This is a genomic window from Leisingera sp. G5_S3_59_S7 (assembly GCF_054968485.1).
This window is the reverse complement of the sequence record NZ_JBQKUH010000023.1, coordinates 14784-41324: the sequence shown is the minus strand read 5'-3', so window position 1 is coordinate 41324 and position 26541 is coordinate 14784. Positions and strand designations below refer to the sequence as shown.

Genomic DNA, 26541 nt, shown 5'->3' with positions numbered 1-26541 from the left:
AGGCCCGCGCACTGACCGCCTGCGGCCCGCAAACCGGGCCCTTGATGTGCTATACTCCCCCCGTCCAACGAACAGATGGGGGGAGACATGATTATCCGGGTGTTCCGCGCCACCGTCCGCGACGACAAGATCAGAGACTTCAAGGACTTCCTGACCAACACCGCCGTGCCGCATGTGCGCCGCCAGCCCGGACTCGTTTCGGTCACGGCCGGCCTGCCGCGGCCGGAATCGCCGGCCACTTTCTGCGTGGTGATGGTGTGGGAGAGCATCGACGCGCTGCAGGCTTATGCCGGCGAGGACTGGGAGCAGCCGCATGTGCTGCCGGAGGAGGACCCGATGGTGCTGAGCCGCCAGATCGACCACTACGACATGATCGGCCTGCTGAGCTGACAGGCCGTCTGCGAGGCTCAGCCGTCCGCGCACCAGCTGAAGACAGCCTCCCCGCCCGCGGATTGCCGCGTGAAGCCCGCCTTTTCCAGCACCCGGGCCGAAGCCGCGTTCTGCTGCATGACGCCTCCGCTCAGGCAGATACCGCTGCCGCGGAAATGTGCCTGCAGGCCTCCGATCAGCTCGCTCGCCAGGCCTTGCCCCCAGGCAGCCTCTGCAAACAGATAGCCAAGGTTGCGGATTTTGCTGCCGTCCTCCGGGTAAGACAGGATCAGCAGCCCGATGCCCTGCCCGCCTGTGTCTCGCAGGCCGATCACCTCAGCCTGCTGCGCCACCGCCGCCAGGAAATCGCGCCGGGCCTGATCGCTTTCTTTGGCCTGGAATCCTTCGGGCAGCCATTGCACCACCTTAGGTGCAAACAGTGCTTCCAGCTCCGCCGCAGTCAGATCCTGCCAGCGTACCGCCCGCAGGCGGCTGGTCTGCAGTTCCAGCAGGCTCATGCGCTGACTGCCTTTTGCACCATGCCCCAATAGACCCGCTCCACCTCATCCAGCGAGAGCCGCCCCTCAGACCGGTACCAGGTATTGACCCCGTTCAGCATCGCAATCACCGCCAGCGTTGCGATCTTGGTGTCGGGGATCGCGAATACCCCCTGCTCCACACCTTCCTTCAGGATCGCCTCCACCCCGTTTTCATAGTCGCGGCGCAGCGATTCGATGACGGTGAAGTTTTCCTCGGTCAGGTTACGCAGCTCCATGTAGGCGATGAAAACCGCATCCGGGCGTTCCAGGTGAAAGCGGATATGAAACCCGGTGAAGGCGCGCAGCCGCTCCATCGCACCCGCCGCCCGCGGCACCGCATCCCAAGCCGCCTGCAGCTCTTCCATATGGCTGGACATCAGGCTGAACAGCAGGCTCTGCTTGTCCGGCGTGTAATTGTACAGAGCCCCCGCCTGCACCCCGACCTCCTTGGCGATCTGGCGCATCGACACGGCGGCATAGCCATGCTGGGCAAACAGCCGCAATGCCGCCTGGCGGATGCGGGGGCCGGTGATATCGGAATGGGAACCTTGGGTGCGTGCCATGCCGGCAAAGATAACTGAACAAGCGTTCATATAAAAGAGGGAATGCGGCCGCCCTTTCTGTAACCGCACCGCCCGGCAAAGCCAACGCCCGTTGCGGCGGGAAATCAATTGTACAGCCGCGCCGGAGCCCCTAGAACCGGCAGTGCGGAACAAAGGGTTTAGGCAATGCAGATGTGGGCGCGGATCACCTTCCTCGTGGCTTTGGCAGCGGCTGCCGCCTGCACCCGGGTGCCCGAACTGGAAGACCGGCTGACCCCTGACCTGCGCAATGCCGGCTATCCCAGGCTGCTGCCGCTCGATGACGCGCTTGAGCCGCTGGACTCGCCGCAGCAGGCCGGCGAAGAGCTGCAGCAGGAGCTCGACGCCCGCAGCGACCGGCTGCAGCGCCGGGCCGCGGCGGTGAAAAACGCCGAATTCTGACCGCTTCCCGGCATTCTCAACTTCTTCTCCCCGCTGCGTGCGGCAGCGGCGTTGCACGCTCGCGCCGAACCCGATAAGGCGGGGCTGAGCATTTCGGAACAAAGGACCTCCAGCTATGACAGAACCGCTTCGTCTTGGGATTGCAGGTTTGGGCACGGTTGGCATCGGCGTGGTCAAGATCATCCGCCGCCACGCCGCGCTGCTGGAGGCACGGACCGGGCGGCCGGTGGTGATTTCCGCGGTGTCGGCCCGCGACGCAAGCAAGGACCGCGGTATCCCGCTGAGCGGCTACGCCTGGGAAACCGACCCGGTGGCGCTGGCCGTGCGCGACGACGTGGATGTGTTTGTCGAGCTGATGGGCGGCCATGAGGGCGCCGCCAAGGCCGCCACCGAGGCCGCACTGTCCGCGGGCAAGGATGTCGTCACCGCCAACAAGGCGCTGCTGGCAATCCACGGCCAGGCGCTGGCCGAACAGGCTGAGGCCGCAGGCCGGGTGATCCGTTTCGAGGCCGCCGTTGCCGGCGGCATCCCGGTGATCAAATCGCTGACCGAAGGCCTGGCCGGCAATGAAATCACCCGCGTCATGGGTGTGATGAACGGCACCTGCAATTACATCCTGACCCAGATGCAGGCCACCGAGCAGGGCTATAACGCGCTGTTCGAGGAATGCGGCCGCCTGGGCTATCTGGAGGCCGACCCCAACCTGGACGTGGGCGGCATCGACGCGGGCCACAAGCTGGCGCTGCTGGCCTCTATCGCCTTTGGCACCAAACCTGACTTTGACAGCGTGCAGCTGGAGGGCATCCAGCGCATCCAGCTGGAAGACATCCACGCCGCCGCCGATATGGGCTACCGCATCAAGCTCCTGGGGGTGGCGCAGCGCTCCGCCCGCGGGCTGGAACAGCGCATGTCGCCCTGCCTGGTGCCCGCCGACTCGCCGCTCGGCCAGCTGGAAGGCGGCACCAACATGGTGGTGATCGAGGGCGACTCGATCGAGCAGGTGGTGCTGCGCGGCCCTGGCGCCGGCGAAGGCCCGACCGCCAGCGCGGTAATGGGCGATGTGCTGGACCTGGCCCGCGGCCTGCGGATCTCCACCTTCGGCCAGTCCGCCGAAACCCTGCAGGAGGCCCCGGCGGCCCAGACCGGCCTGCCCGCGCCCTTCTATCTGCGCATGGGGCTGCTGGATAAACCCGGCGCGCTGGCCAAGGTGGCGGCAATCCTTGGCGAAGCCGGCGTCTCGATCGACCGGATGCGCCAGTACGGCCATTCCGAACCCGTTGCGCCGGTGCTGATCGTCACCCACAAATGCACCCGCGCCACCCTGGACGCGGCGCTGGACGGCCTCGCCGCCACCGATGTGGTCGACGGCACCCCCGTCGCCCTGCGCATCGAAGAGGTCTGAGCCGCCCCGCCCCGCAAAAAACGGCCGTTTTGCACGCCGCGGCGGGGCATTCCTGCCGCGGCAAGCGCTATCTTCCCTTGCGAGCCGGCCCCGCCCCGCGCTATTCGGCTTGGAACGCCCATTGACATCTGACCCGTTGAGACAGGATTTCCGGTATGACTTCGAACACTTCTGACGCGCCCTTTTATGACCGCATGCTGTCGCTGGGCCTGGCCCGCGTTGCCGAGCAGGCCGCCCTGGCCTCTGCCTCGCTGATCGGCCGCGGCGACGAAAAGGCCGCCGACCAGGCCGCCGTGAACGCCATGCGCGAGCAGCTGAACCTGCTGGACATCGCAGGCGTAGTGGTGATCGGCGAAGGCGAGCGCGATGAGGCCCCCATGCTGTACATCGGCGAGGAAGTCGGCACCGGCAACGGCCCCGGCGTCGACATCGCGCTCGACCCGCTGGAAGGCACCACCCTGACCGCCAAGGACATGCCCAACGCGCTGACCGTGATCGCCATGGGGCCGCGCGGCTCGATGCTGCACGCGCCGGACACCTATATGGACAAGCTGGCCATCGGCCCGGGCTTTGCCGAAGGCGTGGTCTCGCTGGAAATGTCCCCGCGCGAGCGGGTTGAGGCGCTGGCCAAGGCCAAGGGCTGCGCGCCGTCCGACATCACCGTCTGCATCCTGGAACGCCCCCGCCATGAGGCAATGATCGCCGAAGTGCGCGAAACCGGCGCCTCGATCCGGCTGATCACCGACGGCGACGTGGCCGGCGTGATGCACTGCGCCGAAAGCGGCACCACCGGCATCGACATGTACATGGGCCAGGGCGGCGCCCCTGAGGGCGTGCTGGCGGCCGCGGCGCTGAAATGCATGGGCGGCCAGATCTTCGGCCAGCTGCTGTTCCGCAACGACGACGAGAAGGCGCGGGCCGCCAAGACAGGCATCACCGACCTGGACCGCATCTATTCCCGCGATGAAATGGTCACCCAGGACGTGATCTTTGCCGCCACCGGCGTCACCGGCGGCTCGCTGCTGCCGCGGATCAAGCGCGAGCCGGGCTGGGTCGAGACCACCACCCTGCTGATGCGCTCCAAGACCGGGTCGGTCCGCCGCATGTCCTACCGCACGCCGCTGGCACCGCATCAGATGTAAGCCGGTCCTGCGCCGACAGGAAGCGGCTTGCGCCGCTGCCTCCGGCGGGAGTATTTGATGAAAGATGAAAGGGCCGGATCCGGATTGGGTCCGGCCTTTGCGCATGGGGGCAGATAATGAGCTTTTTGGGTGTTGAGCAATCCTTGAGCGGGCGCCGCTGGGTCGGGCCAGGCGTGGAGGTGGACCGGGCGTCGGAAATGATGGCGCAGCAGACCGGCCTGCCCCGTTCGGTGTGCCAGGTGCTGGCCCGGAGGGGCGTTCCGGCGATGGAGGCGACGGGGTTTCTGGAGCCCAGGCTGAAGGAGCTGCTGCCCGACCCGCGCGAGATGAAAGACATGGAGGCCGCCGCGGCCCGGTTCCTGGAGGCGGTGCGGCGCAAGCAGCGGATCGCGGTCTTTGCCGACTACGATGTCGACGGCGGCAGCTCCGCCGCGCTGCTGCTGGTCTGGCTGCGGCAGATGGGGCTGGAGGCGACGCTTTATATCCCGGACCGCATCGACGAGGGTTATGGCCCCAACGTGCCCGCCATGCAGGAGCTGGCCGCCGCCCACGACCTGATCATCTGCGTCGACTGCGGCACCCTCAGCCATGAGCCGATCGCCGCCGCCAAGGGCGCTGACGTGATCGTGCTGGACCACCACCTGGGCGGCGAGACGCTGCCGGAATGCGTGGCGGTGGTGAACCCCAACCGGCAGGACGAAAGCGGCGACCTGGGCTATTTCTGTGCCGCCGGCGTGGTGTTCCTGATGCTGGTCGAGGCCGGGCGGCAGATGCGCGAGGCAGGTGCCAAGGGGCCGGATCTGATGCCCCTGCTGGACCTGGTGGCACTGGCCACTGTCGCCGATGTGGCGCCGCTGATCGGCGCCAACCGGGCGCTGGTACGCCAGGGGCTGAAAGTGATGGCGGCACGCAAACGCCCCGGGCTGGTGGCGCTTTCCGATGTCAGCCGCATGGATTCGGCGCCCTCCACCTATCACCTCGGCTTTCTGCTGGGACCGCGGGTCAATGCCGGCGGCCGGATCGGCAAGGCCGACCTGGGCGCGCGATTATTGTCAACTGACAATCCGCATGAGGCCGCCGCCCTGGCCGAACGGCTGGACCAGTTGAACACCGAACGCCGCGACATCGAAAATGCGGTGCGCGCTGCGGCTTTGGACCAGGCCGAGGCACGCGGGCTGGAGGGACCATTGGTCTGGGCCGCAGGCGCGGGCTGGCATCCGGGCGTGGTGGGCATCGTCGCCTCCCGCCTGAAAGAAGCCGCCAACCGGCCCGCCATCGTGATCGGCTTCGACGGGGATGAAGGCAAGGGATCGGGACGTTCGGTCTCCGGCGTCGATCTTGGCGCCTCGATCCAGCGGCTGGCTTCTGAGGGCCTGCTGGTCAAGGGCGGCGGCCACAAGATGGCAGCGGGCCTTACCGTGATGCGCGACAAGCTGGAACCGGCGATGGAGCGGCTGAGCGAACTTCTGGCCAAACAGGGCGCTGGACAAGGCGGCCCCGCCGACCTGAAACTGGACGGCGCCCTGATGCCCGGTGCCGCCACGGTGGACCTGATCGGACAGATCGAACAGGCCGGCCCCTTTGGCGCCGGTGCCCCTGCCCCGCGCTATGCGCTGCCCGACCTGCAGGTGCGTTTTGCCAAGAAGGTCGGCGAAAGCCACCTGAAACTGTCGCTCAGCGACGGCATGGGGGGTGGGGTGGATGCGATCTGCTTTGGTGCCTTTGACACCGCCCTGGGCCCGCGGCTGCTGGAGCACGGCGGTGCCCGCTTCCATTTTGCCGGACGGCTGGAAATCAACACCTGGGGCGGTCGCCAAAGCCCCCAGCTGCGCCTGGAGGACGCTGCCGAAGCGTGAGATTTCAAAGGCTTGCTGCCTGTGGATAAGAAATTTCGCGAATGCGTTTTTTTTCTCTTGCGGGTTCCGGCGCTTATAACTAAATACCCGCTCACGCACTGAGTGGCCCGTTCGTCTATCGGTTAGGACGCCAGGTTTTCAACCTGGAAAGAGGGGTTCGATTCCCCTACGGGCTGCCACTTCCCCCCGCCAGAAGCAGACACTCCCGACGCGCCAACCGCGCGATTTTTTGCGTTTATTTCCAGCGGATTACCCCTGCGAAGCGGCCCGGAAAAAATCTTCGCATTTCCGCAAAAACCCTCTTGCGCCCGGCCGGCGCAATCAGTAAACACCGCCCCACAGACAGAGTGGCCCGTTCGTCTATCGGTTAGGACGCCAGGTTTTCAACCTGGAAAGAGGGGTTCGATTCCCCTACGGGCTGCCACTTCCTCCCCCGAAAAATTAATCCGACGCGGCGCACTGGCGCATATCCCGGGCGCTCAGCCTTTCTTTTGCTGTGCGCTGTTCCGCTGACGCAGTGGAAACACCCAGAACCGCGGCCGGAACTCCGGCCCCGGTCCAGTTTGACCCGCGGCAATCCCGCCGGTCAGGAAGCTGGACCGCCCGCTGCCTGCTGCGGCTCAGCCGCACCGTTGCCGCAGGCGGCTGCACCCAGGTCGTCCTTTTCCATGCCTTCGCGGTAGAAGCAATGCTGCGCCCGCCCCGCGCGTTTAGCAGCATAAAGCGCCAGATCCGCCTGGTTCAGCAGCTGCTGCATGTCCGGGACCTTCTGCCAGGTCGACAGGGTGGTGCCGGCACTGGCGGAAATCCTGCAGGTCTGGGCGCCAAAGGGAATTGGCTCCTCCAATTGCTGAATCAGCCGCTTGGCAATGGCCGCCAGCCGCGTGGTGTCCAGCACACCTTCGAGGATCATCACAAACTCGTCACCGCCCACCCGGACCACAGTGTCCGACTGACGGGTGCATTCCACCATGATCCGCGCCGCCTGCTGCAGCACCGCATCGCCGGCGGCATGACCCAGCGTATCGTTCACCTGCTTGAAGAAATCCAGATCCAGATGCATTAGTGCAAATTCGCGGCCGCTGGCGATCAGCCGCCCCAGCACATGATCCATCGCCCGGCGGTTCTTGAGCCCGGTAAGAGTATCGGTAAAGGCCTGCTCCTCGGCGGCGATCTTGGCCCCCTGCAGACGCAGGTTCAGCTGGCGGGACGCCTCCATCGCGGCGGATTTCGCCTCCACCAGATAGAGCATCTCGATGGTCAGGTCGGTCGGCGAAAAATCGGCGCTGGTCAGATCGTAATCGCGCACCGCTTCCAGAACCGAGATCCCGAAGGACAGGTTGATGAACGCGCCCTGCCCGTCCGGCAGCGGCGTGCAAACCCCCTTCAGACCGGTCTGAGGCGCGTCACGGAACTGCAAATGCAGCTTGCTGCCGGAAGTCCGCAGCAGATCCTCCACCGAGCGCACCGAGCGCGGCCGCGACAAATCAAAGACCCGGAAGAACCGCCGCCCCTCCCAGCTTAGCTGCGGGCGCAGCTTCTTCAGGGTCGGCCCGGCAGAGACGAAGCGCCCCTTGGGATCGACAATTGCGTACATCGGGCAGACCACACCTGCCATCCGGGTCAGCTGCTCGAGTGTCATCATAACGAGTGCGCCCCCAAATCAAACTCGCGCCCGGCAGCGAACTTGGTTTCCACCAGAGTAATGGAAATCACCTCTGCGCCGCCTTGGGTGCCGCTGTGGTCCAGGAAAACCAGGTCGCCGTAGTCATCGGCCATCGCCCGCAGAACACCCATCAGAACATAGGCATAGCCCGGCAGCCCCGGCTGGCAGATCAGCTCAAACTGCTGCGGCGCCTGCTCCAGCAGTTCCAGCGCGGGAAGATGCAGGTCCGAAACCGCCAGCCGCGCCCGGTCCGGCAGATCATCCAGCGAATGCAGGAATTCAACGTAGTTCACGCCGCCAAAGCGGAGCAATCGCCTCAGCGCCTCCACCTGAGGATTGGACACCAGGAAAGTGCCCATGTCCTCCAGCATTTCAGGCAGAGGGCGTGCCAGCACCTTTTCCATTGCCGCCAGCATCCGACCCGATTGTTCATCAGTGTAAAACAGCATTGCCTCGAACTCGGAAAACCCGAGCCCGGCCTCTTCCATAACCTCTTCCCAGCGGTCCGCTCCGTAGGTACTGGTCACAAAAGCCTGAATCGCCCTGTTGATCAGACCGTGCATGCAATGGCCCCTTTTTGCCTATGCCACAGTCTTGACGCCTGCGGGTTAAGAAAGGCCCAACAAAGCAAATTTGCGTGATTAATCGCGCGCATTTCCCCCGGTTTTTTCTTTTGAACCAGGCCCGCCGCCTTGCGCAGCGGACACCGGCCCTGTGCGTGTTACGATCCTAGTCCGGCTGCCGGGCTCTGGCCAAGCGGTTCCGGCAATGCAGCTTGCTTACCCGGTTCCGGCTTTCCCCTACTGGACCGGCTGGCGCCAAGAGGCAAGCCCGCAACGGGCCGTGCCTGCCAGACCGGCAGAATCTGACCTGCTGCCAGTCCCCCAACCAAAAAAGCGGAGGGTTACCCCTCCGCCTTTCCCGCGCAGCTGCCGGTTTCAGAAGTCTGTGGGCGCCCCGCCCTCAGCCTTGCGGCGGGCAACAAAATCCGCCAGTTCGCCGCGGATCGCCGCGTCCATCGGCGGCTCCTCGAAATCGGCGATGATTTCCTTGAACAGCTTGTGGGCGCGTTCCGCGGTCCAGGTGGCGCCTGCCGCCTCCCAGGCCTCATAGTTGCGCCAATCACTCAGAAACGGCTGATAGAATGCCTCCGCATAGCGGTCCTGAGTGTGCTGAATGCCGAAGAAATGGCCGTCGTTGCCGACTTCCTTGATTGCATCCAGGGCGATCTCCTCCGGCCCGGTGGCTGAGATCTGCGGCTGCATGTAGCGTTCGATCTGCTGCAGGATCTCACAATCCATGATGAACTTCTCGGGGCTGGCGATCAGCCCGCCCTCCAGCCATCCGGCCGCGTGGTACACCATGTTGGTGCCCGACTGCACCGCCGCCCACAGCGAGTTCGAAGTCTCCCAGATTGCCTGCCCGTCCGGCACGTTGGCCGCGCAAACCCCGGACGAACGCATCGGCAAGCCATAGAACCGCGCCATCTGCCCGGTCATCTGGGTTGAGCGCATGTATTCCGGCGTGCCAAAGGCCGGCGCGCCCGACTTCATGTCGACATTCGAGGTAAACGTGCCGATCACACAGGGCGTGCCCGGGCGCACATACTGAAACAGCGCAATGGCACAGAGGCTCTCGGCAATCGACTGTGCCACCGCGCCCGCCATGGTCACCGGCGCCATTGCGCCCGCCAGGGTAAACGGCGACACCACAATCGCCTGCCCCCGCCGCGCCAGCCGCAGGCAGCCGTCGATCATCGGGAAATCATGCTTCAGCGGCGAGGTGGAGTTGATGTTGGTGTACATATGCGGCTTGGCTTCGAACTCCTCATGGCTGAGCCCGCCGGCGATCCGCACCATTTCCATCACATCCTCGACCCGCTCCTTGCCCAAGCTGTAGGCGTGCATCGCCTTGTCGGTGAGGGTCAGCTTGTCATAAAGCACATCCAGATGGCGGACCGAGGCATGGATGTCCACCGGCTCCACCGGATAGCCGCCGGCGAAGTGGATGCAGTTGAAATACTGCGTCAGCTTCAGCAGGTTGCGGCACTGCTCGCGGTTGCCGGCCACCTTCTTGTTCAGCTCCATATCCCAGTAGTTGGGCGGCGAGGAGACATTGCCGAACAGGATATGGTTGCCGCCGAGCGGAATGGTCCGGTCCGGGTTGCGCGGGGTGATCGAGAATTCGCGGGGCGCTTTGCCAACCATCTCCATCACGAAATCCCGGTCCATTTTGACCAGCTCGCCTTCGACCTTGACGCCGGCCTGCTTGAAGATCCCCAGGGCTTCCGGGTTCAGGAACACCACGCCAATCTCCTCCAGAATGCGCATGGCGCCTTCGTGGATCGCCTGGATGCCTTCGTCGGTCAATGGCTCGGTCGGGCGGTCGATGTTGACCGGGATCTGCCACGGCATTTGCTCCAGCGCCGCACTGCCGCGCCGGGCCGCCGCGCCTGCCCTGCCCCCGCCCCGCCTCTTGCGCGCGCCTGTCTCTGCCATGCCGGTCTCCCCTAGATCCGAGTTTCCAAATGCCGATAGCCATTCACTGTGCCAATCTGCACGGTCCGAACCTGTCCGTTCCCGACCATCGCTGTCGTTTTTGCCCTGAAATCCGGCGGTCCAGACCATTTCTGTACACTTGTGCCCAGTGTGCCGCAGCAAAAACCGGCGCGCGAGAGCCGTGCGCCGGTGAAACAGCCCCGCCAGCCTAAGGTCAATGGAATCAGGAAGGGATCAGCGGTCGATCCAGGCCGGGATATGGCCGATGTCGGGCAGCACGATATCGGCGTGCGGCGCTAGGTCCTCGCGCAGCGCCATGCCTGTCAGCACCCCGATCCGCCGCATCCCTGCCGCGGCTCCGGCCTCCAGGTCATGCAGACTGTCGCCGACCATTGCGGTGCGCTCCGGCGGCACCCCCGCCGCCTTGCAGAAGGCCAGCAGCGGATCCGGGTCCGGCTTGGCACCATGGCCGCTGTCGCAGCCCGCGACAAAGGCGAAGCGGTCCAGCACACCCGCCCGCTGCAGCTGGCTCTTGGCGGAGACCTCGGCGTCGTTGGTCATCACCCCCAGCACCTTGCCGCGTGCCAGCAGCCCGTCGAGGAACTCCGCCAGCGGCACCGCGGGTGCCAGCTCGGCCTCCGCCGCACTTTGGGCCAGGAACACCGCCAGTTCCTCAACCTCCATCTCCGCCACAAACGGTGCCAGAACCTCCGCCACCTCGTCGTTGGACCCGGCAATCACCAGACTGTCGGGGTTGAACGCGCGCCGCTCCAGGTCATAGCTGATCACCCCGGCCATCGCCGCCAGAACCTCCTGGTCGCCCTTGGCGAGCGTCTCAAGCACCCGGGCCGCCCAGCCGTTCCAGGTGGCGGCAAAGTCGAACAGGGTTCCGTCCTTGTCGAACAGGAAGGCATCAACGGGCATGGCGGGTCCTCTCCTCCGCGGGAATTTGGCGGAACCCTAGGCACAGCCCCCGCCGATCTCAAGTCCAGTTCACCTGCGCGCCGCCCGGCAGCGACATCCGCGCCTGCAGCGGCATCTCATAATCCAGGCCGTGGGAATCGCAGAACTGCATCACCCAGTTGTCGTCCATCGTTAAGAAATCGAGCACCGACCCCAGAAACTCCGGCTCCGCTGCCCGCGCGCGCAGATCCGCCGCGCTGGCGCCTGTTGCACCCAGAAACACCGGCAGCAGCTCATCATTTCCGGCCAGCCAGGCCAGGGCTTGCAGCGCCAGGGTCTCGGCGCCATCGGCGGAAATCCGCATGTTCTCCACACTCCTGCCGCATTGCGGCCAATTTAGTAAAAATCCGAAAGGGTTTCTTAACCAGTCTCAGCAAAACTTCCAGTCATAGGATTTGCAAGGGGCGAAAGGATACCGCGTGCAAGGCACTATCCTGGTCATCGACGGCGTCTCCACCAACCGCATCATGCTGAAGGTGCAGCTGGCGGCTGCCTACTATGACGTGGTCCAGGCCGGCAGCACCGCCGAGGTACTGCAGGCCGCCCGCCAGCACCGCCCTGATCTGGTGCTCACCGCGATGTCGCTGCCCGACGGCACGGCTGCCGGCGTCAAGCGCGAGCTGGCCGCGGATGAGACGCTGGCCGATCTGCCCGTCATCGCGATTTCCGACTGGGAGGGCTCCAAGGCCCGGCTGCAGGCGCTGTCCGAGGGCATCGACGATGTGCTGCAGCAGCCGGTGGACGACGTGATCCTGCAGGCCCGCATCCGCAGCCTGCTGCGCGCCCGCAGCGCCGACGAGGAGCTGAACCTGCAGCGCGATGCCTCGCACGGGTTCATTCTGCCGCTGAGCGACCGCTGCTGCGCCGAGGAACTGCGCAATGCCACCGTCGCTTTGGTAGCGCAGGATCCCCGCACCGCCATGGCCTGGCGCGACCGCCTCTCCGCCTGCCTGCCCTACGAGCTTCGCACCCATGCGATCAGCGATATCCAGGGACTGATGCAGGCACCGGTCGCCGATGCCATTATCGTTGAGCTGAATGAGGCCTCGGCCGGTCCAGGCCTGCGGCTGCTGGCCGACCTGCGCGCCCGCGCCGCCACCCGCCAGACGGTGGTGATCGCGGTGCCCAATCCGGCCGATCCGCAGATCGCCGCCGAGGCGCTGGACCGCGGCGCCCATGACGTGCTGCAAACCGGTTTCGATGTCGAGGAGCTGGAACTGCGCCTCACCGCCCAGCTGCAGCACAAGGCCCGCAAGGACCGGCTGCGCGACAGCGTCCGCAACGGGTTGCGCGCCGCGGTGCTGGACCCGATGACCGGCCTCTACAACCGCCGCTATGCCAAGCCGTTCCTGGACCGGGTGGCGCATTCCGCCGCCGCCAATGGCGAGAAATTCGCCGTCATGCTGGCCGATCTCGACCATTTCAAGCGGATCAACGATGTCTACGGCCACCCTGCCGGCGACGCGGTGCTGATCGAGGCCGCCCGCCGTATGCAGCAAGTGCTGGGCCCGGCGGATCTGCTGGCCCGGGTCGGCGGTGAGGAGTTCATGGCCGTCCTGCCCGGCGCCAGCGAGGCCGAGGCCGGCGTCGCCGCCGTTGCCCTGTGCAACGCAATCAACGGCACCCCTTTCGAAGTCCCCGGCGCCGCGGAACCGGTCCAGGTCACCATCAGCATAGGCGCGGTGATGGGCGGCGGCGGTCAGGACGGCAGCGCCGCGGCACTGGTCGAGAAGGCGGATCAGGCGCTCTATAATGCCAAGCACGCCGGCCGCAATCAGGTCACCTTATCCAAAGAATGCACCGTGGCCGCCTGAGGCCTGCGCACGCATCCGGTCAAGAAATGCGGCAGCCGCAACCGGCTGCCTTTCAGGTGAGTGGCGCTGTCCAATATCTGCCGCGGGCGGATCAATCCCGCCCGTGCCCAGACCTGTGCCAATGCTTGCCGCGCCGCTGCATCCTGTCTTCCATACGGTCAGCAAAGGCGGCGCGCTCCTCCGGCGTCATCGCCTCCATCTTACTCACCCAGGCATCCTGCACTTTAGAGTGGAAGGCGTGGCGCGCGTCCGCCTGGCTGCGCAGCATGTCCCGCAGCGCTGCGGCGTCGAAACTGCCGCTGCGCAACGCCGCGATCACCGCCTCACCCTCGGCATGGCGGCGCTCGAAGTAACTGCCGTGATGCCCCCCCGCCTGCTGCCGCAACTCCTTCCGGGTATCGCGGTCCAGCTCGCGGAAGATCATCGCACCCACCGACGGCGGCCGCTGCCAGTGCCGGTCCGAGCCGGAGAACCGCCAGGCCGCACCGGCCGCGATGCCGATCACCGCGAGGTTCAGCGCCAGCGAGGCCGCCAGCAGAAGTTTCAGCCACAGCTTCATTCCGGGTTTGCCCTCCGCACTCATTGCAGGTCCTCGCTCAGCATCAGCGCCATGTCATAGCTCTCATCGGCGAACGCGGTGCTGGTGTTCTCATATCCGGCCAGCGCCACCGGGTCCGGCACAAAGGAGGGCGGCGCGATTCCGATCCACAGGCCCGCCGCGCTGGCCGCCGCCAGTCCGCCCATCGCAGGCCAGCCGCCGATCGCCTCGATCAGCTGCCGCCACAGCGGCTGGCGCACCGCCCGCTCAGGCCACGCGGCCCGGAAGCCCGCTTGCTCGCGTGCCGCATCGGCCAGAATGGCAGCGTTCAGCGGCGCCGGCATCCCGGGCCGCTGGCTGCGTGCCGCAGCAAACAGATCCTCCAGCTCCTCCAGTGCCTTATCCGTGTCAGCCATCGCTATACCCCAACTCTTCGCGCCGCCCGGCCAAAGCCGCAGCCAGCGCCCGTTTGCCCCGGGCGGTCAGACTCTCGACCGCCTCGACGCTGATGTCCATGATCCCGGCGATCTCCGGGTTCGAAAGCTCTTCCAGATGCCGCAGCACCACCGCCTGGCGCTGGCGCTCCGGCAATTGCATCAGGGCGGCCTGCAGCGCATCCTGCCGCGCGCCCTCCTGCATCTGCTCCGCCGCCGAGCGGCCCGGGTCCGGCGGCTCCGGCACCGCATCCAGATCCGCATGGCCGCCGCGGGCGCGCCGCTTGCGGTCGATGCACAGGTTCATCGCCACCCGGTACAGCCAGGTCGAGACCTGCGCCTGCCCCGGCTGCCACTGCGGCGCCATCTTCCACAGCCGCAGCATGGCCTCCTGGGTCACGTCCTCGGCCTCGGCTCGGTTTCCCATCACCCGCATTGCCACACCAAAGACCCTTGGCCCCAGCCGCGCGGTCAGCTCCGCCGCTGCCCGGCTGTCGCCATTGGCATACAGCACCATAAGCGCATCGCCGGAGACCTCCTCCGCGGCTGCGCTCATGGCATCCGGACCCCCAGAAGGGGCCCGGCGCCGCGATATTTCCGTCTTATGCAGCACGCGTCAGCGATCAGTTCTGCTCCGTGTTATTCCCTTGACCGTACCCATGGCCATGCATCCCGCCGCGATGCATCCGGGCATTCTCGAATTCCGCCTTGGAGATACCGCCGCTGCCATCGGCATCCATGCGGTCAAACATCTTGCCCGCCCGGCGCGGCTGCGGCAGCTCTTCCTTAGTCAACGCTCCATCCTTGTCGGTGTCAAAGCGTTCCAGCATCCAGGCGGCCCGCTCATTGGCGTGCTCCCGCGCCCGCGCCTGCATTTCTTCCAGCGTCAGCTTGCCGTCGCCATCGGCGTCCGCCTCGGCAAAATGCGCGTCCTTCATGGCCTCAATCTCGGCCCTGGTGACCTCGCCATTGCCGTCCGCGTCGATTTCCTCAAAGGACATCCTCGGCCCATGATGCCCGAACCCCTGCGCCAGGGCAGCGCCGCTTGCAGTCACAGCAGCTGCGGCAACGATCGCGGCGATGAACGTGACGTGTTTCATATCGTCTTTCCTTTGTCCTGCGGCAGCCTCTTGCTGCCTGATACATAGGAGAAACGCACACCCGCCGCAGATCCGTCGCAGAATCCAGAATATTTTTCCCAGCCCCCGCACGTTGCGGCAAACCGGCGCAGAAATCGGGCTTTCCCCTTTCCCGCGCCAGCTGAAGCGCGCAAAGATATGCCCAGCACACAGGATATTTTCATGACCGAGTCCCCCGCCGTTACGGCCCCCGAAACAGAGAACGACCGGCCCACCATGCCCGCCCTGGCCAAAGGCTGGCGCTGCAAGTGCCCCAACTGCGGGCAGGGCAAGCTCTTGCACTCCTATCTGAAAGTGAACAGCAGCTGCAGCCACTGCGGCCTGGACCTGACTCATGCGCGCGCTGATGACGGCCCGGCATACCTGACGATCCTGATCGTCGGCCACATCATGGCGCCCTTGATGCATGTGGTCTATTTCTCCTGGCGGCCGGAGCCTTTGGTGATGTTCACTGTGTTCACGATTGGCTGCCTGGCCTCTTCCCTCTATCTTCTGCCGCGGATGAAGGGGATCGTCATCGCCTACCAGTGGGCGCGGCGGATGCACGGGTTCGGCAAGGACACCCCGGCGGTAACAGGGCAATAACAGCATGAGCGACACATTTCTGAGCGGTGAAACCACCACTGACAAAACCGCAATCCGCAACGCGGCCACGGTCATTGCCATGCGCGGCCGGATGACCAGCGACCCGCAGGTGCTGATGGGCCAGCGCGGCGCCAAGGCCGCCTTCATGCCGAACAAGTTCGTTTTCCCAGGCGGCGCGGTTGATGTGGAAGACGCGCAGATCCCCCTGGCCTCGCCAATCTCCCCCGTCTGCCAGGAACGCCTGGCCGACAAGGCACCCGCTGACATGCACCACGCCCTCAGCGTCGCCGCGGTGCGGGAGCTGTGGGAGGAAACCGGCCTGATCCTGGGCGAGCCCGGCAGCTGGACCGGGGACATCCCCGAAGACTGGCAGAGCTTTGCCGCCACCGGCCATGTTCCTTCGGCTAGGGCGATGCAATTCGTCTTCCGCGCCCTGACCCCGCCGGGCCGCCCGCGCCGGTTCGACGCGCGCTTCTTTTTGGTCGATGCCGATCAGATCACCGGCGATCTGGATGATTTCTCCCGTGCTGCGGATGAGCTGTCGCATCTGCAATGGATCCCGCTCAGCCAGGTGCGCAGCTTTGACCTGCCCTTCATCACCGAAGTGGTGCTGGCCGAAGTCACCGCCCGCGTCCGCGATGCCGAGCCGCCGCAAAGCGTGCCCTATTTCCACAATAACGACGAGGCCAGCCTGTTCCTGCGCCTCAAGGGGTATCCGATGCCAGCGGACGGGTAACGTTCTCCAATCCGGAATTATCGCATAATTCCGGCTGCCCTGCTGCAGGCGCTGCCGGTCAGATCGCCAGAACCAGCACCAGGATCGACACGACCAGCAGCGCCATGCCCGCCAGCTCACGCGCTGTGACCTTCTCCTTGAAGAACAGCACTGAGGCCAGCAGCGACAGCAGCAGCTCCACCTGTCCCACCGCCTTCACATAGGCCGCGTTTTGCAGCGTGAAGGCCCAGAACCAGCAGAACGAGCCGCCCATGCTGGTCAGCCCCACCCAGACCGCCACTTTGCGCGCCGCCCAGACCCGAGCGATCTCGCCCTTGTCGCGCAGGCCCAGCCACACGCCCATGAACAGTGTCTGCAAGCTGACCACCGCCGCCAGCGTCACCGCCGCGCGGAATGCAGGCTCCAGATCGCCCAGCTGCAGCGATGCGCCCCGGTAGCTGACGGCGGAGAAGGCAAACAGCACCCCCGACCCCAGCCCCAGCTGCGCCGCGCGGTTGGTCAGGTGCCGCCACCAGGCGCCTGTTGCGTCCGGCGCCCGGGACAGGACCAGCACCGCCGCCAGCCCGATCAGGATCGCCACCCAGCCGCCAAAGCTGACCGGGTCACCGAGCACCGCCAGACCGACGATGGCGGTCTGGATCACTTCGGTCTTCTTGAAGGTGATCCCCACCGCAAAATTGCGCTGCTTGAACAGCGCCACCACGCAGACCGTTGCCAGGATCTGCGCCGTGCCGCCGATGGCGGCATAGATCCAGAATGCCGGCGGCAGCGGTGGCAGAGACCGTCCGGAGACCGCCAGATACAGCGCCAGCCCCGTCAGGATGAACGGTGCGGAATAGAAAAACCGGGCGAAGGTGGCTCCGCCCGGCGTCAGCGTCACGCTGCTGAGGACCTTCTGCAGCATGAAGCGCACGGTCTGAAAAGAGGCAGCGGCAATGGAAACGGGGATCCAGGCAAACATGCCCTTGCTTATGCGCCGTTATTCCCCCTGCTGCCAGAGCGGATGCGGCACCGGATCCTTGGCGCGCAGCAGGTAGTTGCGGAAAATCTGCAGGTAGTTGCGGTAGATATAGCCGTCGTTGGCTTTCAGGAATTCCGCCTTGCGGGCCTGGTACAGCTGCGGCAGGGCATACCAGGGCACGCCTGGGTGCATGTGATGAACAATATGCAGGTTGTTGTTCAGGAACAGGAAGGCAAGCGGCCCCTTGTCCTCGATCACCACGGTGCGGCCGCCGGCGCTCTCATGCGCCCGATGCTCCAGAAACGTGCGGATCTTCAGCAGCCCAAGCCCCATATAAGCTCCGGCAACCGCCGCCCACAGCGGCGCCGGCGACTGCAGCACCACCCAGGCCACTGCGGCCAGACCGATGAAGTGCAAAATCCAGTCGCGGACAATCCCCGGCTCCCCCCGGCGCGCCAGCCGCCAGTCGCCGGCCATGAAGCAGACCTGCCCCACCAGCGGCCCCAGCACCATCCGCCCCAGCAGCGTATTGTTCACCCGCAGCAGCGCCTTGCGCCAGCCGGGCAGCCGCGACCAGACCGCCGGATCCTGGAAATTGCTCTCCGGGTCGTCATAGGGATCGGTCAGCGCCTCATCCTCATGGTGCGCCAGATGGGTGTCACGGAACCGGCCGTAGGGGACCGCCATGCTCAGCGGAAAGAACATCAGCGCCTCATTGAGCCAGCGGCTGCGGAACGGGTGCCCGTGCAGTGCCTCATGGGTCAGCGAGGAATGCAACGCCGCCATCACGCCCAGCGCCAGCACCGTCAGCGCCAGGCTGATGCCGGGCAGCAGCCACAATGCCGCCAGCCAGCCGCCGTAACAGGCCAGGATCAGCGCCAGGGTGCCCCATTCGGCGCTGCGGGGCATATATCCGCGGCAGCTCTCAGACATGGCGCCGCCCCCAGCTGATCTGCGCCCAGACCCGCTCGTACACCAGGTAGACGGTAAAGCCGATGCCGGTGTTGATCAGCGCCATCACCCCGCCCGCCTTGACTGAGCCGGTGGCGGCCAGCCCCACCAGCGTCATCGAGACCAGCCCGAGAACGTTCCAAATCACCGCCTTCACAATGGAGCGCTTGCGCGTTTCCATATTGCCTCCTGCTATTCTTGGATAAGTGCTTGTTTCGAAACTACCGCGGCAGGAGGGTGTGCAGAATTCCGAATGCAGTTAACAAAATCCATCGAGCGTGATATTTAAAAACATATGATAGAAAATATCGACAAACGGGTGCGGGCAGAGCAGTTCCGGCAAAGATTGAACAGGGCGCTGCGCGACAGCGGCCTCAGCCAGAGCGCCCTGGCCCGCGCCGTCGGGGTCGACCGCTCCACCATTTCGCAGCTGCTGACCGATGAGGGCGCGCGGCTCCCGAACGCGCATGTGGTCGGCGCCTGTGCCGGTGCGCTGGGGGTGTCCGCCGACTGGCTGCTCAGCCTCTCAGACCGGCCCGAAAGCGCGGCGGAGCTGCTGGCCTCCAGCCTCTCCCTCACCGAGGCGCCGCGTGCCTTGGTGGATGAGCGGATCTTTGACTGGCATCAGGAGGCGGAGGGCTACAAGATCCGCCACGTGCCGGCTGCCCTCCCTGACATGCTGAAAACGCGCGCGCTGCTGGAATGGGAATACTCGCCGCACCTGGGCCGCACAGCCGGCCAGGCCATCGGCGCCTCCGAGGACCGGCTCACCTGGATGCGGCAGTCGCCGTCCGACTATGAAATTGCGCTGCCGCTCTTTGAACTCGACAGCTTCGCGCATGGCGTGGGCTACTACGAAGGACTGCCGGTGGAGGTGCGTCTGGAGCAGCTCGCGCAGTTCGAACGGCTCTGCGAGCAGCTTTACCCCCGCCTGCGCATCTACCTGTTCGATGCCAAGCGGCTCTACTCCTCGCCGATCACCATCTTCGGCCCGCTCCTCTGCGTGTTCTATGCGGGCACCCATTACCTCGCCTTCCGCGACAAAGAGCGGATCGCCACCTTCACAAATCATTTCGACAATCTGGTTCGCGAGGCGGATATAACTGCGCGGCAATTGCCGGGGCGGCTGCGGGCGCTCAGGGCAGCGATCAGCAGTTAAGACGAATTAAGCAGTTGTTCCGCCCGGCCGATACGCCGGGCAGCGCCCGTCCCGCTTCCCCACGGGGCGGACGCTGCTCTTTGCTTGCGAGATCCAGACCTCACACCTTCGGATCCGGGTTCTCCGTATGGCCGTCGACGGCAATCACCTGCCCTGACACCAGCCGCGCTGCGTCCGACCCCAGAAACACCGCCATATTGGCAATGTCGCGGGCTTCGACGAACCGGCCCATCGAAGTCCCGGACGCATAGCCGGCATAGACCTCATCCCGGGTCATGCCCTTGGCCGCGGCCTCACGTTCCAGCACGCCTTCCATCCGCGGCCCTTCCACCGCGCCGGGACAAATCACATTGGCGCGGATGCCAAACGGACCCAACTCCATCGCCAGTGTTTTCATCAGGCCGATAACGGCCCATTTCGCCGAACAATAAGGCGCCCGGTTCGGGTAGCCGTACTGGCCCGCGGTTGAGGACGTTACGACGATTGACCCGGCCTTGGCTGCCTTCATCAAAGGTGCCGCATATTTTGCGGCCAAAAAGCAACCCTCCAGATTGACGCTCACGCATTTGCGCCAGTCCTCCAGCGCAATGTCCTCGATCCGCGCGGTCGGTCCGGCGATGCCTGCATTGGCGCAGAGCACATCCAAACCGCCCCACGTGCCGGCGATCTCGGCAAACAGCGCCTTCACGCCCGCCTCATCGGTGGCATTCACTGCCGTTGTCCGCCAGCACTCCGGCAGGTCTGCCAGCGCCACGGCGCTCACATCCGTGACCCAGACCTGATGGCCGGCGGCAGCAAAGCCCTCCGCCATCGCACGGCCAATTCCAGACCCGCCGGCGGTGATCAGAACCCGGCTCATCGCGGAGCGCCAATCGCGCGGCCAAGCCCCTCGGGTGCCGGCAGCGCCGTATGGGCCTCCGCCAGTTTCGCCAAATTGGCCTCGATATGCGGCGCAGGCGGGGCGGAGCGGCGGGTCGCAAGATCCACATGCAACAGCATGTGCTCGCCGGTTGCCAACAGCCGCTCGCCCGAGAACATCTCGTGCCACAGATGCATCTTCTTGCCCGCGCCCATGATCACGCGGGTCCGCACCTGGATCGGGTCGCCTGCATGCACTTCGTCGATATGGCGGATGTGGGTTTCAGCGGTGAAATAGCTGCCGCCGTTGGCGATATAGTCCGCATCGCATCCGATGATCATCATCAGCCGGTCGGTCGACTGCGCAAAGGCATCCAGATAGCGGCTCTCGGTCATATGGCCGTTGTAGTCGGTCCAGTCCAGCGGCACCACGCGGCTTTGGGTCAGCACCGGCTGGCTCAAGTCCTCAATCTCATCAATCGAGCGCACCAGACCGGCCTCGCCCTCGCGGTTCAGGTCGTGGGCATTCTGCAGCGCACCGGCGCCCCAGTCGTTGTTGCCCAGCGCCCGCATCATGCCCACCAGGTTATCGTCCCGGTGCCGCTCCAGCTCACGGATCGAATACTGGCCGGACTGCGCGTCGGACTGGCCGGCGATCAAGTCCACCAGTTCGTCGGTGAACTGCGGGACATCCATCAGCTTGGTCCAGGGCCACTGCAGCGCCGGGCCGAACTGGGCCATGAAATGCTTCATGCCCGCTTCGCCGCCGGCCACCCGGTAGGTCTCGAACAGGCCCATCTGCGCCCAGCGGATGCCAAAGCCATAGCGGATCGCGTTGTCGATCTCCTCGGTGGTGGCAATACCGTCCTTCACCAGCCACAGCGCCTCGCGCCAGACCGCCTCCAGGAAACGGTCGGCCACATGGGCGTCGATTTCCTTCTTCAGATGCAAGGGATACATGCCGATGGCACTGATGATCTCCTTGGCGCGGTCAATGACACCGGCCGGATTGGCCCCGGTGGTGACCAGTTCCACCAGCGGCAGCAGGTAGACCGGGTTGAACGGATGCGCCACCACGATCTGGCCGGGGTTTTCACGCCCGTCCTGCAGCTGCGACGGCTTGAAGCCGGAGGTGGACGAGCCGATCACCGCATCCGGCGCGCAATGGGCCTGCAGTTCAGCATAGACTTTCTGCTTCAGGTCCAGCCGCTCAGGCACACTCTCCTGAATCCACTCGGCACCCTCGACAGCCTCCGCGATGGTGTCATGAAACGATAGCTGTCCCTCCGCAGGCAGCGCCACATTGCCCAAACCCGGCAGCGAGCGGCGGGCATTGTCCAGCACTTCACCGATTTTGCGTTCCGCATCCGGGTCCGGGTCGAACACCCGCACGTTCCAGCCATTCAGCAGGAACCGCGCGGCCCATCCGCCGCCAATAACCCCGCCGCCGATAATTGCCGCCGATTGCTCCACCATTGTCGTCCATCCTCCGAGGGACCCGGCCGCCGGGCCCGTGTGTTATTCCTTGGTCTGAAGCACCATCTCCAATGCCTCAGGGTCATAGCCGTTGCGGCGCAGCACTGCCTTGGCCTCTGCCAGGTCTTCTGCGCCCAATTCCGGGCTGCGCGCCAGAATCCAGCCCTGTTCGCCGCTTGGGGTGCCGACCACAGCAACCGAGTAATCCTCCGTCACGTCCAGCACCCAGTAATCGCCCCAGGTCAGCGGCAGCCAGCTCAGCCAGGAGACGAAGTTCACCTCCAGCTTGCCCGGCGCACGGACGCGGGCCACCCCCTCCGCCGCCTCGACCGGCCCGTCCAGGCCCTCGCGGCGGCAGCGGTTGACGACATTGATCCGCGCATCTTCCAGCGCGCTGTAGGTCGCTGTCACCCCTTCGCAGCCCTCTTCAAAGCGGTTGGGAAAGCGGGCGATCTCGTACCACGTCCCCAGATAGCGGGAGAGATCCAGATCCTCCTGCACCGTCATCGGCACATCCGTGTCCCGGTAGCCCTCAGCCCGGGCAGAGGCCGCCGCGGCGGCTATCAAAAAGGCTGAGGCAGCAACTGCCGGGATGAATTTGCGGAAGGTCATGGCCGGGATCTCCTGAATCGGGGCGTTGGATTTCATCACACCCCAACGCCCCGCGTCCTGAGCGGTTCCCTCAGCTAGCCGCCGGTGCGCGCTTGGTCAGCCCCAGCTGCTCGCGCACCTCCTGCGGCCCGATCACCCGCGCGCCCATGTTCGACACGATGGTGTTTGCGCGCTCGACCAACTGCCAGTTCTCCGCCAGCACCCCCTTGCCAAGCCACAGGTTGTCCTCCAGCCCGACCCGCACGTTGCCACCCGCCAGAACCGACTGCGCGGCATAGGCCATCTGGTTGCGGCCCAAGGCAAAGGCCGAGAAGGTCCAATCGTCCGGCACATTATTGACCATCGCCATGAAGGTATTCAGATCATCCGGCGCCCCCCAAGGAACCCCCATGCACAGCTGCACCAGCGCCTTCGGCTCCAGCACGCCTTCCTTCACCAGCTCCTTGGCAAACCACAGATGGCCGGTGTCAAATGCCTCGATCTCCGGCTTCACGCCCAGGTCGGTCATCATCTGCCCCATCGCCCGCAGCATACCCGGCGTGTTGGTCATGACGTAATCGGCCTCGGCAAAGTTCATGGTGCCGCAGTCCAGCGTGCAAATCTCCGGCAGGCATTCCGCGATATGCGCCATCCGCTCTGTGGCACCCACCATGTCAGTGCCCGCTTCCTTCAGCGGCAGCGGGTTTTCGGTGTCGCCGAATACGATGTCGCCGCCCATGCCGGCGGTCAGGTTCAGCACCACATCCACCTCCGCATCGCGGATCCGGTCCGTCACCTCGCGGTACAGGTCCAGGCGGCGGCTTGGCACCCCGGTCTCCGGATCGCGCACGTGGCAGTGGACGATGGCCGCCCCGGCCTTGGCCGCGGCAATGGCCGACTCAGCGATTTCCTTGGGCGACCGCGGCACATGCGGGCTGCGGTCCTGAGTGCTGCCGGATCCCGTCACGGCACAGGTGATAAAGACCTCACGGTTCATTTCCAGCGGCATTTGTCTTCTCCCGTCGATGTACAGGGTTTTGCCTCGGGTTATCCCCAGGCTCCTCCCCAGATTCTGATTTGCGCTGGCTCCGACTCTGCCGCAGCCTTTTGCGGCACAGTTTACACCAGGCGAATCGAAGTTGATGAAATCCGCAAAAAACATCCTGCAGCCCGAGAACCGGCCCCTGAAAACCGCGCTGCTGGTGCTGGACGAATGCAACACGCTGTCGTTCGCGGCAGCGGTCGACCCGATGCGCGCCGCAAACCGGCTGGCGGGCCGCGCGGCCTTTGACTGGGATTACGTCAGCGCCACCGCCGAACCGCCGATGCTGACCAGCGGCCTGACCGTGCCCAGCATTCCGCTGGCCCGGCTTGAGGGCTGCGAGCTGCTGATCGTCGTGGCCGGCTTCCAGCTGGCCCGCCACGCCACCCCCAGCCTGCTGGCCGGCCTGCGCCGCATCGCCGCCACCGGCGCCACGATTGCAGGCATCGACGGCGGCCCCTGGCTGATGGCCGAGGCCGGGCTGCTGGACGGCCACCCCGCCACCACCCATTGGGAAGACCTGGAGAACTTCTCCGCCCGCTTCCCGGACGCCGACGTCCGCAACGACCGCTTCACCGTGTCCGAAGGCCGCCTGACGTCGGGCGGCGCAACGCCCGCGATCGAGATGATGCTGCACATCATCGGCGCCCGCCACGGCGCGGGCTTTGCCGCACGGGTGGCCGGGCTGTTCCTCTACGACGGGCCCGCCGCCGAACCCCGCCCGCAAAGCCGGCTGGGCGGCCGCAAGCACAACGCGCTGACCGCCAAGGCCAACGCGCTGATGGAGTCGGCGCTCGACGAGCCGCTGCCGCTCAGCGCCATTGCCGAGACGCTCGGCACCAGCCCGCGCAGCCTGCAGCAGCAATTCCGCCTGCGCCTCAATACGACGCCGCAGGACCACTACCTGCAGCTGCGCCTGGCCGAAGCCCGCCGCCTGGTCACCGACACCAACATGCCGCTGATGGAGGTGGCGATGGCCACCGGCTTCACCTCGCAATCAAGCTTCGCCCGCGCCTTCCGCACCGCGCACGGCACCTCGGCCCGCGACCTGCGCCAGGAACAGGCGCGCCCGACCGCGCACTGACCCCGGCAGAATCCCTTTCACCTGGCTGAAAATATCCCGGGGGTGAATTGCGCCCCCAGCGCAAGAGGGGGCAGCGCCCCCTCCTCCGCCCGCCTCAATAAGGCATCGGATGCGCCCGGTGCGCAGCGTTGATCTCGCCCAGAACCTCCTGGCTCAGCTCCACATCCACTGATTTCAGCAGATGCTCCAGCTGCGGCAGATGCGTCGCGCCAAAGATCGCCGACGCCATGAACGGCCGGGTCCGGCACCAGGCCAGCGCCATATGCACCGGGTCCAGCCCGTGCCGTTTGGCGATTTCCAAATAGGCCGCGACCGCATCATAGACCCGCGGGGAATGCCGCCCCCCCAGCTCCGGGTTGATCGACTTGCGCGAGCCTTCCGGCACCGCCCCGTCCTGATACTTGCCGGTCAGGAGCCCGGTGCCCAGCGGCGAAAACGCCATCAGGCCCACGTTCTCATTGACGCTCAGCTCCGCCAGGTCGGTGTCATACATCCGGCAGAGCAGCGAGTATTCATTCTGGATCGAAGCCACCCGCGGCCAGCCGCGATCCTCGGCGATGCGCAGCCATTGCGCGGTGCCCCAGGCGCTTTCGTTCGACAGGCCGAAGGCCCGGATAGTGCCGCGCTCCACCTCGCGCTGCAGCGCTTCCAGGCAGTCCTCCATATTGGCCAGCACCTCCTCGCGGTTCTGGCCGGAGGGATCATAGGTCCAGTTCTGCCGGAACATGTAGCTGCCCCGGTTCGGCCAGTGGAATTGGTAGAGGTCGATATAGTCTGTCTTCAGCCGCTTCAGCGAGGCTTCCACCGCGGGCGCGATGGTCTTGGACGAGATCGGCGCGCCGTCCCGCGCATGCTTCATCCCCTCGCCGGAGTGCTTGGTCGCCAGGATGTAATCGCTGCGCCGTCCGGTCTTTTCGTTCCAGTTGCCGATGATCCTCTCGCTGTCACCGATGGTCTCCGCGCTGACCGGGTTCACTGGATACATTTCAGCCGTGTCGGCAAAGTTCACGCCTGCCGCCAGTGCCCGATCAATCTGCGCATGGGCCTCGTCCTGCGGCGTCTGGGTGCCAAAGGTCATCGTGCCCAGGCACAGCTCAGAGACCTTGATGCCAGTACGGCCCAACGGGTTCATTTTCATATCGCGCGCTCCCCAGTTCCGGATGTGCCAGCGACCCTAAGGCTCCGCCAGGGAAGTGCAAGCCGCTGCGGACACAGCCCCGTTTGCGCCGTTAACCATTTACCGGCAATCACAGCCGGATCACGCCCGTCTGTGATATTATTAAAATTGTCAGAAACCCCTGCAAAAGGAGTGAGCCATGACACTGTCTATGACCAAAAGTTACAAGGACCTCATTGCGGAAGCCGAAGCCGCGGCGCCTTCGCTCAGCCTTGCGGATGCGCTTGCGGCACATGGCTGCAAGGAGACCGTATTTGTCGATCTGCGCGTCATCCGCGAGATTGAAAAGACCGGCGCGATTGCCGGCGCATTTTCCTGCCCGCGCGGCCTGATGGAATTCTGGATTGATCCGGACAGCCCCTATCACAAACCGGTTTTTGCCGAAGACAAGGTCTTCGTCTTTTACTGCGACAACGGCTGGCGGTCGGCGCTGGCAGCCAAGGCCGCACTGGAAATGGGCCTTCCGCAGGTGTTCTATCTGCGCGGCGGTTTCAACGGCTGGATTGCCGAAGGCGGCCCTGCAGCCCCCTACAAGTGGTAAACATCCGTCCAGCCCTGAATTAATGCATCCCGTCGCT

General features: G+C 65.3%; 30 protein-coding genes and 2 tRNA genes. 13 read left to right on the top strand and 19 right to left on the bottom strand.

What is annotated here, in order from left to right; translation table 11 throughout:
* The first annotated feature begins 87 nt into the window (after nt 1-87).
* Nucleotides 88-390, top strand: a complete 303-nt coding sequence (locus tag ACTRWG_RS12075; protein WP_462829353.1) for an antibiotic biosynthesis monooxygenase family protein — start codon at nt 88-90, stop codon at nt 388-390.
* A 17-nt stretch (nt 391-407) separates the two neighbouring features.
* On the opposite strand, the gene ACTRWG_RS12070 is transcribed toward ACTRWG_RS12075, so the two are convergent.
* Both ACTRWG_RS12070 and ACTRWG_RS12065 read right to left on the bottom strand, forming a co-directional pair.
* Nucleotides 408-887 carry a GNAT family N-acetyltransferase gene (locus ACTRWG_RS12070; protein ID WP_462829352.1) on the bottom strand — a complete coding sequence of 160 codons (480 nt, stop codon included), beginning with the start codon at nt 885-887 and terminating at the stop codon, nt 408-410.
* Nucleotides 884-1471 carry a TetR/AcrR family transcriptional regulator gene (locus ACTRWG_RS12065; protein ID WP_259970549.1) on the bottom strand — a complete coding sequence of 196 codons (588 nt, stop codon included), beginning with the start codon at nt 1469-1471 and terminating at the stop codon, nt 884-886. Before ACTRWG_RS12065 ends, ACTRWG_RS12070 begins: the two co-directional genes overlap by 4 nt.
* Before the next feature lie 165 nt (nt 1472-1636).
* Between ACTRWG_RS12065 and ACTRWG_RS12060 the strand changes: the two genes are divergently transcribed.
* The 6 genes from ACTRWG_RS12060 (at nt 1637) to ACTRWG_RS12035 (ending at nt 6715) form a co-directional block, all read left to right on the top strand.
* On the top strand, nt 1637-1891 hold the full coding sequence (locus ACTRWG_RS12060; RefSeq protein ID WP_462829351.1) for a hypothetical protein: 255 nt from the start codon (nt 1637-1639) through the stop codon (nt 1889-1891).
* A gap of 115 nt (nt 1892-2006) precedes the next feature.
* Complete coding sequence (locus ACTRWG_RS12055; RefSeq protein WP_462829350.1) at nt 2007-3293, top strand: homoserine dehydrogenase; 1287 nt, start codon at nt 2007-2009, stop codon at nt 3291-3293.
* A 155-nt stretch (nt 3294-3448) separates the two neighbouring features.
* Entirely contained in the window at nt 3449-4435 is a 987-nt protein-coding gene (gene glpX / locus ACTRWG_RS12050; protein ID WP_027236882.1) for a class II fructose-bisphosphatase, read from the top strand.
* 116 nt (nt 4436-4551) lie between these two features.
* Nucleotides 4552-6291 carry a single-stranded-DNA-specific exonuclease RecJ gene (gene recJ / locus ACTRWG_RS12045; protein WP_027236881.1) on the top strand — a complete coding sequence of 580 codons (1740 nt, stop codon included), beginning with the start codon at nt 4552-4554 and terminating at the stop codon, nt 6289-6291.
* Nucleotides 6292-6395: 104 nt separating this feature from the next.
* Nucleotides 6396-6470: transfer RNA gene (locus tag ACTRWG_RS12040), tRNA-Glu, on the top strand.
* Nucleotides 6471-6640: 170 nt separating this feature from the next.
* A tRNA-Glu gene (locus ACTRWG_RS12035) sits at nt 6641-6715 on the top strand.
* A 162-nt stretch (nt 6716-6877) separates the two neighbouring features.
* Here ACTRWG_RS12035 and ACTRWG_RS12030 read toward each other — a convergent pair.
* From ACTRWG_RS12030 to ACTRWG_RS12010, 5 genes are all read right to left on the bottom strand, one after another.
* The gene (locus ACTRWG_RS12030) at nt 6878-7936 is read right to left on the bottom strand and encodes a diguanylate cyclase domain-containing protein (protein WP_462829349.1); all 1059 of its coding nucleotides are present in this window, start codon (nt 7934-7936) and stop codon (nt 6878-6880) included.
* On the bottom strand, nt 7933-8520 hold the full coding sequence (locus tag ACTRWG_RS12025) for a heme NO-binding domain-containing protein (protein WP_027236880.1): 588 nt from the start codon (nt 8518-8520) through the stop codon (nt 7933-7935). Before ACTRWG_RS12025 ends, ACTRWG_RS12030 begins: the two co-directional genes overlap by 4 nt.
* A 375-nt stretch (nt 8521-8895) precedes the next feature.
* Complete coding sequence (locus tag ACTRWG_RS12020; protein ID WP_027236879.1) at nt 8896-10455, bottom strand: trimethylamine methyltransferase family protein; 1560 nt, start codon at nt 10453-10455, stop codon at nt 8896-8898.
* 234 nt (nt 10456-10689) lie between these two features.
* Nucleotides 10690-11379 (bottom strand): HAD family hydrolase, encoded by a 690-nt coding sequence (locus tag ACTRWG_RS12015; protein WP_027236878.1) that lies wholly within the window; start codon nt 11377-11379, stop codon nt 10690-10692.
* A 58-nt stretch (nt 11380-11437) separates the two neighbouring features.
* Entirely contained in the window at nt 11438-11722 is a 285-nt protein-coding gene (locus ACTRWG_RS12010; RefSeq protein ID WP_027236877.1) for a DUF3572 domain-containing protein, read from the bottom strand.
* A gap of 115 nt (nt 11723-11837) precedes the next feature.
* On the opposite strand from ACTRWG_RS12010, the gene ACTRWG_RS12005 reads away from it, so the two are divergent.
* Nucleotides 11838-13232, top strand: coding sequence for a diguanylate cyclase domain-containing protein (locus ACTRWG_RS12005; RefSeq protein WP_027236876.1), 1395 nt, complete (start codon nt 11838-11840; stop codon nt 13230-13232).
* A 91-nt stretch (nt 13233-13323) separates the two neighbouring features.
* On the opposite strand, the gene ACTRWG_RS12000 is transcribed toward ACTRWG_RS12005, so the two are convergent.
* The 4 genes from ACTRWG_RS12000 to ACTRWG_RS11985 form a co-directional block, all read right to left on the bottom strand.
* The gene (locus tag ACTRWG_RS12000; RefSeq protein ID WP_027236875.1) at nt 13324-13815 is read right to left on the bottom strand and encodes a periplasmic heavy metal sensor; all 492 of its coding nucleotides are present in this window, start codon (nt 13813-13815) and stop codon (nt 13324-13326) included.
* Nucleotides 13812-14186 (bottom strand): hypothetical protein, encoded by a 375-nt coding sequence (locus ACTRWG_RS11995; protein ID WP_027236874.1) that lies wholly within the window; start codon nt 14184-14186, stop codon nt 13812-13814. Before ACTRWG_RS11995 ends, ACTRWG_RS12000 begins: the two co-directional genes overlap by 4 nt.
* Nucleotides 14179-14760 carry an RNA polymerase sigma factor gene (locus tag ACTRWG_RS11990; protein ID WP_027236873.1) on the bottom strand — a complete coding sequence of 194 codons (582 nt, stop codon included), beginning with the start codon at nt 14758-14760 and terminating at the stop codon, nt 14179-14181. The genes ACTRWG_RS11995 and ACTRWG_RS11990 overlap by 8 nt, the downstream gene beginning before the upstream one ends.
* A gap of 67 nt (nt 14761-14827) precedes the next feature.
* Nucleotides 14828-15304 (bottom strand): EF-hand domain-containing protein, encoded by a 477-nt coding sequence (locus ACTRWG_RS11985; protein ID WP_027236872.1) that lies wholly within the window; start codon nt 15302-15304, stop codon nt 14828-14830.
* Nucleotides 15305-15505: 201 nt separating this feature from the next.
* Here ACTRWG_RS11985 and ACTRWG_RS11980 point away from each other — a divergent pair, with 201 nt between their 5' ends.
* The gene (locus ACTRWG_RS11980; RefSeq protein WP_027236871.1) at nt 15506-15928 is read left to right on the top strand and encodes a DUF983 domain-containing protein; all 423 of its coding nucleotides are present in this window, start codon (nt 15506-15508) and stop codon (nt 15926-15928) included.
* A 4-nt stretch (nt 15929-15932) separates the two neighbouring features.
* Nucleotides 15933-16664, top strand: a complete 732-nt coding sequence (locus ACTRWG_RS11975) for an NUDIX hydrolase (protein ID WP_027236870.1) — start codon at nt 15933-15935, stop codon at nt 16662-16664.
* A 58-nt stretch (nt 16665-16722) separates the two neighbouring features.
* On the opposite strand, the gene ACTRWG_RS11970 is transcribed toward ACTRWG_RS11975, so the two are convergent.
* The 3 genes from ACTRWG_RS11970 to ACTRWG_RS11960 are packed head-to-tail and all read right to left on the bottom strand — an operon-like array spanning nt 16723 to nt 18757.
* Nucleotides 16723-17625 (bottom strand): EamA family transporter, encoded by a 903-nt coding sequence (locus ACTRWG_RS11970; RefSeq protein WP_027236869.1) that lies wholly within the window; start codon nt 17623-17625, stop codon nt 16723-16725.
* An 18-nt stretch (nt 17626-17643) separates the two neighbouring features.
* A complete protein-coding gene (locus ACTRWG_RS11965; RefSeq protein ID WP_027236868.1) occupies nt 17644-18558 on the bottom strand; it encodes a fatty acid desaturase in 915 nt (304 codons plus the stop codon).
* Nucleotides 18551-18757, bottom strand: coding sequence for a DUF2061 domain-containing protein (locus ACTRWG_RS11960; RefSeq protein WP_027236867.1), 207 nt, complete (start codon nt 18755-18757; stop codon nt 18551-18553). Before ACTRWG_RS11960 ends, ACTRWG_RS11965 begins: the two co-directional genes overlap by 8 nt.
* Before the next feature lie 114 nt (nt 18758-18871).
* Here ACTRWG_RS11960 and ACTRWG_RS11955 point away from each other — a divergent pair, with 114 nt between their 5' ends.
* Entirely contained in the window at nt 18872-19735 is an 864-nt protein-coding gene (locus tag ACTRWG_RS11955) for a helix-turn-helix domain-containing protein (RefSeq protein WP_027236866.1), read from the top strand.
* Between the two features lie 100 nt (nt 19736-19835).
* On the opposite strand, the gene ACTRWG_RS11950 is transcribed toward ACTRWG_RS11955, so the two are convergent.
* From ACTRWG_RS11950 to bcoG, 4 genes are all read right to left on the bottom strand, one after another.
* Nucleotides 19836-20594, bottom strand: a complete 759-nt coding sequence (locus ACTRWG_RS11950) for an SDR family oxidoreductase (RefSeq protein ID WP_027236865.1) — start codon at nt 20592-20594, stop codon at nt 19836-19838.
* Complete coding sequence (locus ACTRWG_RS11945; RefSeq protein ID WP_027236864.1) at nt 20591-22066, bottom strand: carnitine 3-dehydrogenase; 1476 nt, start codon at nt 22064-22066, stop codon at nt 20591-20593. The genes ACTRWG_RS11950 and ACTRWG_RS11945 overlap by 4 nt, the downstream gene beginning before the upstream one ends.
* Nucleotides 22067-22111: 45 nt before the next feature.
* Nucleotides 22112-22681 carry a lipocalin family protein gene (locus ACTRWG_RS11940; protein ID WP_027236863.1) on the bottom strand — a complete coding sequence of 190 codons (570 nt, stop codon included), beginning with the start codon at nt 22679-22681 and terminating at the stop codon, nt 22112-22114.
* 70 nt (nt 22682-22751) lie between these two features.
* Nucleotides 22752-23669: a 3-dehydrocarnitine:acetyl-CoA trimethylamine transferase BcoG gene (gene bcoG / locus ACTRWG_RS11935; RefSeq protein ID WP_027236862.1), complete on the bottom strand. Its 918-nt coding sequence runs from the start codon at nt 23667-23669 to the stop codon at nt 22752-22754.
* A 133-nt stretch (nt 23670-23802) separates the two neighbouring features.
* On the opposite strand from bcoG, the gene ACTRWG_RS11930 reads away from it, so the two are divergent.
* Nucleotides 23803-24786: a GlxA family transcriptional regulator gene (locus ACTRWG_RS11930; protein ID WP_027236861.1), complete on the top strand. Its 984-nt coding sequence runs from the start codon at nt 23803-23805 to the stop codon at nt 24784-24786.
* Between the two features lie 94 nt (nt 24787-24880).
* Here the strand turns inward: ACTRWG_RS11930 and ACTRWG_RS11925 are convergent, their stop codons facing one another.
* Nucleotides 24881-25924 (bottom strand): aldo/keto reductase, encoded by a 1044-nt coding sequence (locus ACTRWG_RS11925; protein WP_027236860.1) that lies wholly within the window; start codon nt 25922-25924, stop codon nt 24881-24883.
* Nucleotides 25925-26102: 178 nt separating this feature from the next.
* Between ACTRWG_RS11925 and ACTRWG_RS11920 the strand changes: the two genes are divergently transcribed.
* Nucleotides 26103-26504, top strand: a complete 402-nt coding sequence (locus ACTRWG_RS11920; RefSeq protein WP_036797446.1) for a rhodanese-like domain-containing protein — start codon at nt 26103-26105, stop codon at nt 26502-26504.
* Nucleotides 26505-26541: the final 37 nt, after the last annotated feature.